General features: G+C 53.5%; 10 protein-coding genes. 2 read left to right on the forward strand and 8 right to left on the reverse strand.

Annotated features, from left to right (window positions below; genetic code table 11):
* Nucleotides 1-74: 74 nt before the first annotated feature.
* The gene (locus tag AC2IBB_RS22640) at nucleotides 75-464 is read right to left on the reverse strand and encodes a hypothetical protein (protein WP_486329002.1); all 390 of its coding nucleotides are present in this window, start codon (nucleotides 462-464) and stop codon (nucleotides 75-77) included.
* Between the two features lie 350 nt (nucleotides 465-814).
* Here AC2IBB_RS22640 and AC2IBB_RS22645 point away from each other — a divergent pair, with 350 nt between their 5' ends.
* Both AC2IBB_RS22645 and AC2IBB_RS22650 read left to right on the forward strand, forming a co-directional pair.
* Nucleotides 815-2779 (forward strand): alkaline phosphatase family protein, encoded by a 1965-nt coding sequence (locus tag AC2IBB_RS22645; RefSeq protein WP_486329003.1) that lies wholly within the window; start codon nucleotides 815-817, stop codon nucleotides 2777-2779.
* A 311-nt stretch (nucleotides 2780-3090) separates the two neighbouring features.
* The gene (locus AC2IBB_RS22650; RefSeq protein WP_486329004.1) at nucleotides 3091-3648 is read left to right on the forward strand and encodes a 2OG-Fe(II) oxygenase; all 558 of its coding nucleotides are present in this window, start codon (nucleotides 3091-3093) and stop codon (nucleotides 3646-3648) included.
* Nucleotides 3649-3758: 110 nt separating this feature from the next.
* Here the strand turns inward: AC2IBB_RS22650 and ushA are convergent, their stop codons facing one another.
* The 7 genes from ushA to AC2IBB_RS22685 all read right to left on the reverse strand — a co-directional run bounded on the left by ushA (nucleotide 3759) and on the right by AC2IBB_RS22685 (nucleotide 12490).
* The gene (ushA, locus tag AC2IBB_RS22655; RefSeq protein ID WP_486329005.1) at nucleotides 3759-5405 is read right to left on the reverse strand and encodes a bifunctional UDP-sugar hydrolase/5'-nucleotidase UshA; all 1647 of its coding nucleotides are present in this window, start codon (nucleotides 5403-5405) and stop codon (nucleotides 3759-3761) included.
* 315 nt (nucleotides 5406-5720) lie between these two features.
* Complete coding sequence (locus AC2IBB_RS22660; protein WP_486329006.1) at nucleotides 5721-6692, reverse strand: nucleoside hydrolase; 972 nt, start codon at nucleotides 6690-6692, stop codon at nucleotides 5721-5723.
* Nucleotides 6693-6695: 3 nt separating this feature from the next.
* Complete coding sequence (locus AC2IBB_RS22665) at nucleotides 6696-7568, reverse strand: ribokinase (protein WP_486329007.1); 873 nt, start codon at nucleotides 7566-7568, stop codon at nucleotides 6696-6698.
* Nucleotides 7569-7648: 80 nt separating this feature from the next.
* Nucleotides 7649-8614 carry an ABC transporter permease gene (locus AC2IBB_RS22670; protein WP_486329008.1) on the reverse strand — a complete coding sequence of 322 codons (966 nt, stop codon included), beginning with the start codon at nucleotides 8612-8614 and terminating at the stop codon, nucleotides 7649-7651.
* Entirely contained in the window at nucleotides 8611-9711 is a 1101-nt protein-coding gene (locus tag AC2IBB_RS22675; protein ID WP_486329009.1) for an ABC transporter permease, read from the reverse strand. The genes AC2IBB_RS22670 and AC2IBB_RS22675 overlap by 4 nt, the downstream gene beginning before the upstream one ends.
* Nucleotides 9711-11255: an ABC transporter ATP-binding protein gene (locus AC2IBB_RS22680; protein ID WP_486329010.1), complete on the reverse strand. Its 1545-nt coding sequence runs from the start codon at nucleotides 11253-11255 to the stop codon at nucleotides 9711-9713. Before AC2IBB_RS22680 ends, AC2IBB_RS22675 begins: the two co-directional genes overlap by 1 nt.
* A 242-nt stretch (nucleotides 11256-11497) precedes the next feature.
* On the reverse strand, nucleotides 11498-12490 hold the full coding sequence (locus AC2IBB_RS22685; RefSeq protein ID WP_486329011.1) for a BMP family lipoprotein: 993 nt from the start codon (nucleotides 12488-12490) through the stop codon (nucleotides 11498-11500).
* Nucleotides 12491-12568: the final 78 nt, after the last annotated feature.

Below are 12568 nucleotides of genomic sequence, written 5' to 3' on the forward strand. Positions count from 1 at the left end.
TCGCCTTTTTTTGTTAGGCTGACACGTCTCCGAATCTCATCGAATAACAGGTCGAACGCCGAACTCGCCAACCTTTAAAAGGAAGGCTTTAAGAGTTCAGCAAAGTCACGCATATCAAGCGACACCTTTCCTGGAGACCAGCGCTTAGGGTTCTCGTACTCAAATCGAATTATTATTTGAAGGTCTGGCCTGACAATATGAATTAAACACTGGCTCCACCCCTTGTCGCCACACTTGATCATTTCCTCACGCAATTCCTGAATTTTATCCAGACAGTCAAAGCCTGCTATTCGTGACGCAAACTCACCGTCTTCAAAGTACGCATAGCCATGCATCGCCTCCATTCCATCGGAAAAGTCGCCGACCAAAGCGATAGCGCGCCATTGATCCTTGGCGTAATTTTTATGGTTTATGATCAATGAGCCTATTTCCTGGATCAATTCATCCTGTATTCCTTTGTCCAAATTTCGTCACCTTGTTCAAGTCACACTATTAATCAGGCGGACAAATAACTTCCTTCCATTTGTCTGCGACGACGGGGCCTGCCTATGTCAGGCCCCGTTAATAATCTCAACGTTACATCCTTCCCCCTGTCAAGCTTTCCTTTTTCATTCATTTCCACACCATAGGCGACTATACACTGCATTTCACACACAAGCTCAAGCAGGCTGGCGCGCATAGCTTACTGGCCTGACAACCAAACCCAGTCATCTGAGTGATCAAAAAAACGTCTATACTGACCATCAGTAGACTGTAAAAAACGGCTATCAGTCAGCGCCCATGAAGAAGCGGTCAGCGAAGCCAGGGAGGTTTTATGGAAGAGCGCGTCTTTGATCATGTCCTGATCATCATGTTTGAGAACGAGTACCGGGGTTACGTACAGGAAAACGAATACATGCGTAATCTGGCCGCTCAGGGAATTGAGCTGACCAACAGCTTCGGCGTCATGCATCCCTCTCAGACCAACTACATTACCTCCATTGCGGGAGAACTCTGCAATGTCAGCGATGACGACCAGCCTCAACCGCTCCCACAAAAGACGATTGTGGATCTTATCGAGGCCTCTCCGCTGAATTTGCGCTGGAAGGCCTATATGGACAGCTATGTCCCTGACGATACGCCCTGGGTTCCTGAAAACTTCAAGCCTCGCGACCACTATCCCTACGTGATCAAGCACAACCCGTTTTCGTCCTTCCAGAACATCCTGGACAATCAGGAGCGCTGGAAAAAAATAGACAACGAAGCCGGATTCTGGCGCGACCTGCTCAATAACGACTTTCCTGAGTATGCGTGGTTCACGCCCAATATGTGGAACGACGGCCACTACCTGGTGGGCACCCTCAATGACAGCTTAAATGGCGAGCGCGCACCGGTATTGGTCGACCAGCAGGCGAGATGGTTGCAATCCTTCTTCGCCGGTCTGAACTTTCCCGGTCCCAACAGTAAACTGCCGCCGAAAACCCTGGTGGTGGTCACCTACGACGAAGCCGACTTCGAAGCCTTTTACGACAAAGGCAAAAAGTACACCTACGATGGACCCAATCAAATCTATACCGTTCTTCTCGGGGACATGATCAAGCCCGGCAAACAGGCGGAGGGTTATAACCATTACAGCCTGCTTAAAACCATCGAAAAGAACTTCAATCTGGGCGACCTGCAGAAAAACGACAGGGACGCTAATTGGTTTCAGTTCCTGTGGGGCAAATCCTTCCAATGGCTGCCTCCACGGGAAACGCCCCTTGGCGGCAAGCAGAACCTGAGCGCCGCCGCCTACCAGGATGAGCTCTATGTCGTCAGCGCGGACCTGGATGGAACGCTGAAGTACTCTGTGTTTGACGGCCATAGATGGTCGCCGGAAGTCACTGTCGCCGAGGATGGCGACGGCTATCTGCATTTGGCCTCCAATGCGGACGGGCTCGCCCTGGCCTATCGGGATTCAAATAAGCGATTGATCATTAAGCACTATGATCTTGAAACCGGCTGGCGGCTGGCGGAAGCGCCCGATACCGGAGAAGTCGAAGAAATTGCTCTGACCAGCATCCCGCACCAGTCAGGATTTATGCTGGTCTACCGCGATAATGCGACCCAGCAATTGCACAGCCTGACCTTCAACAATGGAGCCTGCCAGAGTCCTTCCCCCGCGATTTGCACCCACAGCGAAGGCCCTTTCACACTCACAGCCCTCGGGCCCACCATTTTGTTGATCTATAAAATTGTGAAAACCGGACAGTTAGCCTGCATGAGCTACAACACCGGAGAATTCAATAAAGTGACAGTGGAGAACAGCAAATACGCCGGCCCCTATGACGACACCACCGTGAATCAGTGGTCCGCCAGCGCCTTCCCCCTGAGCCGCTTCAGCGAAGCGCCCAATCCGGTGACGCCGAATGAAGATGAGCCGGTGGCGGAAGGCGTCGGCGCCTCAGGAGAGTTGGCCGCCGCAACCCTGAATGGCGTCGTTTATCTAACGCACAATCGATGCTCCGATGGACCGGCTAACGGTCAACTGCTATTCGAAACGTTCTCCATCAGCGGTACGCTGACGCCCGCCAATCCGGTTTCCTATAACCCGGCGGAAAACGACACCACCAGCAATGGATACGGAACCCTGGCTGAGGCGGGCTGGAGCGGCTCCAGCGCGGTCTCCGGCGTATTCCGCAACTCTGACACGCCTCTCGCCATCGCGACGCTTAAAGACACTCTCTGGGTCTTCTATCAACCACTGTCCGATGCGCATATCTGGGCATGTCCGGGCGCTTATTTGAAGAAGAAGGAATAGTTACAGCGCGTATTGGACGAACCCTAGGCGACATAGACGGGACCCGCCATGTGCAGGTCCCGTCATTTTCAGGATTAACAAATGGATTTAGGCCGTCAAAATGTCCAACGGACACTTCAATGACGCCTTCTGACGAATCCCCCAAAAAACCAGACAAACCCTCACATAAAGTCAAATTAAATACTTTATTTTTATATAGTTAACAAAGAAAAAGAACTAACGAAAAAGCCTGAAAACAGGCTAAAAATGGTATAATAACCGCCATTATAAAACGTACACATCCCCTAATAATTCCCGTCCGCAAAATCCATATGAACATCGATCATAGCGCCCCATATATTTCCACAGTGGAAGAGATTATTACGATGCAGGAATGCCATGAGTGGATTCAGTTCATTGATAATCAGAATCCTCAGATCGCTCCTCTTCATACGCATAAAGGCGAAATTTATAAGCCAGACTATCGAAATAATGAAAGGGTTATGAAAAACGATCCTGATTATGCCGACTATCTGTACCAGAAAATAAAGAACGGCCTGCCTCAGACGGTATTTGGCTGGTCGCTAACCGGACTGAACGAACTGTTCCGGTGCTACCGTTACAAGCCAGGAATGAAATTCGCCCCTCACTCTGACAGCTTTTACGGGCGCACGAAAAGCGAGCGTAGCTTCTACACCTTTCTGTTATACCTGAATGAAGTTGAAGCTGGCGGAGACACCGCTTTTTTCGTAGAACCGGAAATCAATATTACACCCAGGGCGGGATTAGGATTGGCGTTCCAGCACGACATCGTCCATGAAGGCTGTGAAGTCAAAGCTGGAATCAAATATGTGCTTCGAACCGATGTAATGTATCGTCGTGTGGATTAAATATTTCTAAGTGAGGAATATAAAAGAAGGGAGACGAAGCCTCCCCTTCTTCCTTTTGAGCTTTATGCCGGGAGAAAGAGGAGGCTGAGGCGCTTTCAGTTCAGAGAAGCTTATTTACGAATAACTTCCGCTTTCTCGTGATCAGCCGCCTTAACAGGAGAGTGTTTCTTCAGGTAGGTCATCAACACCTCCGCATCGACAAATCCACTGTTTACGTAACCAGGATGGGCGTCAATCTTCGGATAGCCGTCACCGCCGGAGGCGATGTAGCTGTTGATAGCCATACGATAGGTTTGCTTTGGATTGATAGGCTTGCCGTTGACCTTGGCGGATTTCAGTTTGCCGCCAACCACTTCCAGTTGTACGCCGGCGAACTGGGCGAAAGCGCCGCTATCCACCGGCTTTTCCGCTACGATGCGCAGGTAGTCCAACAGCTCTTTACCGCTCAGGTCCACCGAACTGACCATGTTAGCGAAAGGCTGCACCATCAGCACTTCTTTGTAAGTGATAGGCCCCGCATCAATGCTGTCGCGAACGCCGCCGGAGTTCATCACCGCCAGATCCGCTTTAACCTTTTCCATTTGCGCCGCTGCGATCAAATGGCCCAGGTTAGTCGGCTTGAAACGCACCACATTGCGGTCGCCTTCCAAACGCTTGTCTACATCACCCACTACCTGGTTCAGTTGCTCCTGGCCTTTATCCTGATAAGGCTGCAGGAAAGCCAGTACTTTCTGGTCCGGCTTGATTTCTTTCGAGACGAACACGCGTTCATCTTCGCCTTGCGCGTTCTTCACTTTCTTCTTCAGGTTAACCGGAATCAACTGATATTTAACCAGCGTCAACTCACCATTACGGAACTCCAGATCCGCACGGCCAACATATTTGCCCCACTCATGCGCCTGCATGATCAAGGTTCCGTTCTGAACATCCGGCATACAGGCGTCGCCTGGCTGGTATGACTCATTGGCCTGGTTTTCGCCAGTCATGCACACAGGGTCCTGAGAGTGGCCGCCGACAATCACGTCAATGCCTGGGACCGTGCGCGCCAAGGTCACGTCGCCCGGCGCGTTAATGCCATAATCGGCGTCAGCATAGTGCCCCATGTGAGTAGCGGCGATAACGATGTCCGCTTTTTTCTTCAGCTCCGGCAGTACGCGCGCGGCTTCATCCGTCGGCTTGGTGAACTGCACTGCGTCAATAAACTCAGGGTTGCCCAGTTTTTTGGTGTCTTCGGTCGTCAGCCCCATTACGCCGATACGCAGGCCGTCAACGTTGAAGATCTTGTATGGCTCAAACAGACGCTTGCCATTGGAGTCGTATATGTTCGCCGCCAGGAACGGGAAATTCGCCCACTGTTCCTGCATGCGTAAAATATCGAGGGGATTATCAAACTCATGATTGCCGATCGCCATGGCGTCGTAACCAACCATGTTCATCCCTTTGAAATCCGGCTCAGCGTCCTGCAGATCAGATTCGGGAACGCCAGTATTAATATCGCCGCCAGACAGCAGCAGCACATGACCGCCTTCCGCCTTCACCTCCTGACGGATTTCATCCACCAGGGATTTACGCGCCGCCAAACCGTATTCGCCGTATTTATTCGCCCAGAAGCGGCCATGATGGTCATTGGTGTGCAAGAGGGTGATATGGTACGTCTTGTCTTTCTGCGGACCCGTTTGCATTGGGGCGCAGGCGACGATCGTCAATGAACAGGCCGCCAGAATGGCCAAGCCCAGTTTGCGTTGCTTTGCTACCATGTGTTTTTCCTTTCTGTTTTTATATCCGGGCCCGTTGTCCTCTGGGAACAGCGCCGATTTTGAAACATTTTTTCATTACTCATAGTGGAAACCCAGGCGGACTGGCTACGCCGCCAAATTGCGTCTCCGGCAATGAGAAAGGGAAAATAGCCAAAAAGGGGTGGCGAAAGCAATCGCCAACAGACCCGGGCCCTAAGCTGAGTTATTTTTAAACGCCCGTGGCCGCTCAGTAACGTTCACTTCGCAAAAGGCCCTTGGTGTACAAGGGCCTTTTATCATGAGAAATGCGTTACCGTCATTATTCTATTTATCAGTTCAGCGCACTTTGTGCTGGATGATCGTATCCAGGAACAAAGCACGTACTTTCTCCACCTCCAGGTCCATACAGACTTTGGCGGCGGGACGGCCTTCCCAATGCTTGAGCAGATATGTGTAGCCCTTGCGATTAATGGTTAGCTGCCCTGCGCCAACGCCTTCGCTGATGACGCGCACTGGGCCGCTGATGCAAGTGAACAACTCCGGGGCCACCACATAGGCCACCGCCGCCGCGTCATGCATACAGCAACCCGGCTCTTGATGACCGGACGCAGCGCCGGTATTGGAGTAATAGTTGACGTAGAAACGGCTGGTTTCCCATAAGCGCTTACCGGTTTCGCCTGCATTATCGCGCAGTTGCGCCAGGTTGCTGTCCGTCAGAATGATCTTGTGCGTCACATCCAAGCCAACAATAACCGCCGGCCAGTCTGCTCCCAGCACCACATCCGCAGCGTGAGGGTCAGATAGGAAATTCGCCTCGGCGATAGGAGAAACATTGCCCGGTTCATCGACGGCGCCGCCCATGATCACCAGAGACCGCAGCTTGCTGGGCAGATCCGGGTCCAGCTGGAGCGCCAATGCCAGATTAGTCAGCGGACCAATCGCCACCACAGTCAATTCGCCATTCAAACGATTGGCCTGCTCGACAATAAACTGCGCCGCGCTTTGCGCCACAGCCTGTCCTTTGGGAGCCTCGTAATCCATGTTGCCCAGACCGTCCGATCCGTGCACAAAATCCGGATGCGGTAAAGGAGTTTGCACCAGCGGATATTTGGCGCCTTGCGCCACCGGCAGGTTGGGAGCGCCAAAGTGTTCCGCCAACGCCAACGCATTGCGAGTGGCGCGGGCGACGGGCACATTGCCGAAAACAGTGGTCAAGCCCACCAGCTCAATCTCAGGATGCGCCAGGGCGAAAGCGATCGCCATCGCATCATCTACACCGGGGTCCGTATCGATAATAATCGGGTACATAACTCAATCCACCTCCTGGGCGGTTGGAATACTGGGAGAAGCGCCAGGGCGGGTGACCGCAATGCCAGCCGCCTTGACTGCTCTGGCCAGAGCAGCGGAATGTTCATAACCGGAAATAAGTGAAGCCAGGAAGTAGCCGACAAAGGTGTCGCCGGCGCCGGTCGTGTCGACAGGCGTCACTTTGTCCGCCGGCCGCGTGACCGTCTCGCCGTCACTCATCACCAAGGCGCCTTCGCTACCCAGCGTCACCACCACCGTGGCGTCAGGGTATTTACTCGCCAGCGTTTGCAATGCGGCGTCCGCATCGTCGGTCGACGCCAGATCGCAGGCTTCCATGGCGTTAAGAATCAATAGGTCAACGTGATGTAAAGGAAGCTTTTTGACGTCTTCCGTCATTGGCGCAGGATTAAACGCGACCTTCACCTTACGCTCAGCGGCGGCGGCAATCGCCCAGTCCACGCCATTACATTCGTTTTGCATCAGCAGCCAGTCGCCTTCATCCAGAGCGGACACAGCGGAGACCACCTCTTCCTGAGTAAAACTGCGGTTAGCGCCTCCAAACAGCACAATTGCGTTCTCACCGGCGTCATCCACCTGAATGATCGCGTGACCGCTGGGTTCAGTGATTTGCGAGACCGCCGCGACGCTAACGCCGCTGTCCCGCATTAGATCCACCGCCCAGGCATCCCCCGAGGAAACCCTTCCTAAGTGGATGGTATCCACGCCAGCCCGGGCCAGCGCGATTGACTGGTTTGCGCCTTTGCCGCCTAAAACTGTCGTCAGGGAATCACTGGCCAGCGTTTCACCGGGACGCACGAAATGGGGCACCCGATAGACGTAATCAATATTAATCGATCCGAAGTTCAGAACTTTCATAGTTTTCCTTACTCCGTCGCCACGACCCAACCATAAGAAGGTCGTAACGACGGATGTATGCTGTTATCAGTTTTTACGTCTTAGCGTTCTTTCACATAGGGCAAGCCGATCGCCTTAGGGGCAACCGCTTTGCCAAAGAAGCCAGCCAGCAAAACAACAGTAAGAATATAGGGCAACGCCTCAATCAGCTGTATTGGCGCTTTGCCCAGTCCTGGGATTTCCACACCTTGCAGCCGCACGGCTACTGCATCAAGGAATCCAAACAACAGGCAGGCGCCCAATACGGGAAGCGGACGCCATTTACCAAAAATCAACGCCGCCAATGCGATAAAGCCCTGACCTGCAGTCATGTCACGCACGAACTGCGCATTCTGGGCGGAAGAGATATAAGCGCCTGCGAATCCACATAGGATGCCCGCGCACAACAGCGCTGCATAACGCATGCGATGTACGGAAATCCCTGCAGTGTCCACCGCCTTGGGGTTTTCGCCTACCGCTCTCAAACGCAGCCCGAAGCGGGTGCGGAACAGCAGCCACCATGTAAACGGCACAGCCAGGAAGGCCAGATAGACAAAGATATTGTGGCCGCTAAGCATTTCCGAGTAGATCCCGCCGATCACTGGCGCTTCGCGCATCATTTCAGCGCCGGGAAAGTCGATGGTGGAGAAACGCGCAGCGTCTGTCAGCTGCGGCGTCTGTCCGCCTTGCTTAAACCAGCTCAACCCCAAAGTCATGGTCAAGCCGGCCGCCAGAATATTGATCGCCACGCCGCTCACGACCTGATTGCCGCGGAAAGTAACGCAAGCAATGCCGTGCAGCATCGCCAGACTCACTGACACCATGATGGCCGCGCCCAGGCCAAGCCAGGCGGAGTTGGTCAGAAAAGCTACTGCCGCCGCGCTAAAGGCCGCCGCCAGCATTTTCCCTTCCAGGCTGATGTCGACAACGCCAGAGCGCTCCGAAAACATCCCGGCAAGAGCGGCGAAAATCAATGGCGTGGACACTCGCATGGTGGCGTCCAGAGTCAGTATCAAGGTATCGATCATGCTGTTTTCTCCTTGAACATATTGGCGATCAAGGGCTTATACAAAAACTCCAATGCGCCACAGAACAAAATAACCAGACCCTGCATCACCACGACAATGTCCCGGTTCACGTTCGACATCTCGAAAGCCAGCTCAGCGCCCCCCTGATACAGCGCGCCAAACAGCAACGCCGCCAGTACGATGCCGATGGGGTGGTTACGCCCCATCAACGCCACTGCAATCCCGGCAAAGCCGTATCCATAGTGGAAATCCAGCAATAGGCGATGCTGTACGCCATTGATTTCGTTCACGCCTACGAACCCCGCCAGAGCGCCTGAGATGGCCATGGCCAACAACATGACGCGGGCGGGTTTGATGCCTGCATACACCGCTGCCTGCTGGTTGCTGCCCACAGTCCGGATTTCATAGCCCCACTTGGTTTTCCAAACGAACACCCAGGCTCCAAGCGCGCATAACAGCGCCAGGAAGAGAGAAATGTTCAGCGGTGAACGCTCAAAATCAACGCCAATCGCCGCGAATAAGTCGTGCATATAAGGCAGCCAGGCTGTTTCCGCCAGGGCGCGGCTTTGCGGCGCCATCTGCCCGGGTTCGCGCAGTATGTTCACCATCAGGTACACCATTAACGATGACGCCAGGAAGTTGAACATGATCGTGGTGATAACAATATGACTGCCGCGGTAGGCCTGCAGCCAGCCTGGAATAAACGCCCAGGCTGCGCCGAACAGAGCGGCGGACATTGCACTCAGCAACAGCAACACTGGCCCAGGCACGGAGGCGTCTAACGCCAGACACAGCAGACCGACGCCAAGGCCGCCTATATAGGCTTGCCCTTCGCCGCCGATATTGAACAGCCCTACGTGGAACGCAATCGCCACGGCCAGTCCAGTGAAGATGAAGTTAGTGGTGTAGTACAGCGTAAAGCCAATGCCTTCCTGATAGCCAAAGGCGCCGTACAACAGGATTTCAGCCGCTTCCAGCGGGTTAACGTCAATCAGCCAGAACACCACGGCGGATACCAACAGAGCGGTAACGACGTTCAATAGCGGCAATAAGCCGACATTGACCCAAGTGGGCAAATTACGATCCAGACCTTTCATTATTCTTTCTCTTCGCTGGCGTTGATATCCCGGGACGACGACATCATCAGCCCCAGCGTACATTCATCCGCTTCTGAAGCGGCTAACTCTCCAGTGACGCGGCCATCGCACATGACGATAATGCGGTCGCTCAGAGAGAGAATCTCATCCAGCTCCACGGAAACCAATAGAATGGCGCCGCCGCGGTTACGCATATCCAGCAGACGCTGATGAATAAACTCAATAGCGCCAATGTCCACGCCGCGAGTTGGCTGGCCAACCAACAGCACCTTCGGCGTCTGATCAAGTTCGCGGGCGAGTATGAGTTTTTGCTGGTTGCCGCCAGAGAAATTGGCGCATTTGAGAGTGGGGTCCTGGGGGCGTACATCGAAGTCGGACATCAGTTCTGCGCAATGTTTACCGACGGTTGCGCCGCTTAATATGCCCTTACTATTCCAGGCGGCGCTGCGATGATAGCCCAGAATGGCGTTTTCACTGGCGCTGAAGGAAGTCACCAAACCAACCCGATGGCGATCTTCGGGAACGTGGGCCACACCGGTTTTACGCATGTCCGATGGACAGACTTTATGGTCAGCGGAAATCAACAGGTCGCCGTAACGAATTTCCCCGGATTCCGGCGAGACCATACCCGCCAGCGCTTCCATCAACTCCGTCTGCCCGTTGCCGGATACCCCTGCGATACCGACAATTTCACCGGCGGCGACTTCAAAGGAAACCCCTTTAACTCGCTCAATGCCTTGCGCATCGCGCACGGTCAGGTTGGATACGGAAAGGGCCCTGGAGCCAGCTTCGGTGGCGGGCTTTTCCAGCTGCAGAACGACCTTGCGTCCGACCATCAGCTCCGCAAGTTCTTCAGGGTTGGTGTCCGCAGTACGACGATGGGCCACCATTTTACCTTGGCGCATAACGGACACATTATCCGTCACGTGCATGATTTCTTTCAGCTTGTGTGTGATCAGAAGGACAGTAACGCCCTGCTCTTTCAGCGACAGTAGAATCTTGAACAGGTCATCGGTTTCCTGCGGCGTGAGAACGCCAGTAGGTTCGTCCAGAATCAGAATTCTTGCGCCTTTGTACAGCGCCTTCAGGATTTCCACCCGTTGCTGTACGCCGACCGGTAACTCGCCAACCAAAGCGTCAGGGTCAACTTTAAGATTGTATTCCCGGGACAGTTTACTCAACGCCTCGCGCGCCTGCGCCTGGCCCTTGCTCAGCAGCATACTGCCTTCGCAACCCAGAGTAATGTTCTCCAGTACAGTGAAGGTATCCACCAGCATGAAGTGCTGATGCACCATACCGATGCCGACGTCGATGGCGTCCTGGGAATCGTGGATTTTTGCTTCCTTGCCGAAAACTTTGATGGAACCGCTGTCCGCCTGGTAAAAGCCGTAGAGTATGCTCATCAGGGTCGACTTACCGGCGCCGTTTTCACCAATGACGCCGTGTATAGTTCCCTGTTCGACAGCAAGGCTAACGTCTGAATTAGCCAATACAGCGCCGAACCGCTTGCTGATACTCTCAAGCTGCAATGCGTTACTAGTCATGGAAATGGGAAATCCCGAATTGGTTTATCGGTTGTTAGTTTACTCGGAAATCCGCCGGGCTTAAGCACCCGCGCAGGGTTTTTTCTCATTTTTCTGACCAAGTAGTCAAGATAAATGACAGACCCGGGCAAGAAAAAACTTGTCCCGGGGTGTCTAAAAACCCGGCTTCGGGCCCTTCAAGCCCGGCGATATTCTTACGTGGCGGCGCTTATAAGGCCGTCGTTAAATTCACAACCCGCTAATTAGTATTTGCAGCTGTTGTCAGACATGTAGTCGTGCACTTTGATCTTGCCGGAAATGATATCCGCCTTGATCTGATTGACCTTCTCTTCCATTTCCTTGGTCACCAGCGCGCGGTTGTGCTCGTCCAGCGCCCAATCAACGCCGTTTTCCGCCAATCCCAATGCCTGAACGCCCGGTTCCCACTTGCCGTCTTTGGCCGCCATCCAGTTGCTGTACGCCGCAACGTCAACGCGCTTGACCATGGAGGTCAGCATGGTGCCTGGATGCAGATGGTTCTGGTTGCTGTCTACGCCAATAGCGTATTTGCCCATGTCTTTGGCTGCCTGATATACGCCGCTGCCGCTGCTGCCAGCCGCTGCGAAGATAACGTCCGCGCCGCTGTCAAACTGGCTCTTGGCGAGTTCCGCCGCTTTGCCCGGGTTATTGAACGCCGCGCCGGTGGAGCCGATCATGTTGGTGAAAACTTCCGCTTTCGGATTTTGGTACTTGGCGCCCTGCTCAAAACCGCAGCCAAACTTACGAATCAAAGGAATGTCCATGCCGCCGATAAAACCGACTTGACCGGTTGCGGACTTCATCGCCGCCAATGCGCCGACCAGAAATGAGCCTTCATGCTCTTTGAACACGATGGAGTGAACGTTAGGATTCTCCACCACCATGTCGATCAATGTGAACTGAACGTCCGGATATTTAGCGGATACTGCAGACACCGCATTCGCCTGACTGAAGCCAACCGCTACAATCGGGCTGGAGCCGCGACGGGCCAGCTTCTCAAGACCCTGTTCAACCTGAGCCTCGTTAGTAGGCTCCACCTCTTTCACTTCAACGCCGGTGTCCTTTTTAAACTTTTCCGCTCCTCGAAAAACCGCTTCATTGAATGATTTGTCGAACTTGCCGGCTTTATCGTAAACAACGGCCGGTTTGAAGTCCGCGGCGATCGCCGGCTGAACCAAAGTTAACCCCATACAAGCAGCAATTATAGTTTTTTTCATATAATTATCCTTGGTAGATCTAGGACTGAACGATCTTTTTATCATTACAGTGCGGATGCTATTACAATTCTCCATCGA

The organism is Hahella sp. NS-SX17 (assembly GCF_057367735.1).

Coding starts and splice junctions, on each gene's coding strand:
- AC2IBB_RS22645 (WP_486329003.1), top strand. CDS start 815: ATGGAAGAGCGCGTCTTTGATCATGTCCTGATCATCATGTTTGAGAAC.
- AC2IBB_RS22650 (WP_486329004.1), top strand. CDS start 3,091: ATGAACATCGATCATAGCGCCCCATATATTTCCACAGTGGAAGAGATT.
- ushA (WP_486329005.1), bottom strand. CDS start 5,405: ATGGTAGCAAAGCAACGCAAACTGGGCTTGGCCATTCTGGCGGCCTGT.
- AC2IBB_RS22660 (WP_486329006.1), bottom strand. CDS start 6,692: ATGTACCCGATTATTATCGATACGGACCCCGGTGTAGATGATGCGATG.
- AC2IBB_RS22665 (WP_486329007.1), bottom strand. CDS start 7,568: ATGAAAGTTCTGAACTTCGGATCGATTAATATTGATTACGTCTATCGG.
- AC2IBB_RS22670 (WP_486329008.1), bottom strand. CDS start 8,614: ATGATCGATACCTTGATACTGACTCTGGACGCCACCATGCGAGTGTCC.
- AC2IBB_RS22675 (WP_486329009.1), bottom strand. CDS start 9,711: ATGAAAGGTCTGGATCGTAATTTGCCCACTTGGGTCAATGTCGGCTTA.
- AC2IBB_RS22680 (WP_486329010.1), bottom strand. CDS start 11,255: ATGACTAGTAACGCATTGCAGCTTGAGAGTATCAGCAAGCGGTTCGGC.
- AC2IBB_RS22685 (WP_486329011.1), bottom strand. CDS start 12,490: ATGAAAAAAACTATAATTGCTGCTTGTATGGGGTTAACTTTGGTTCAG.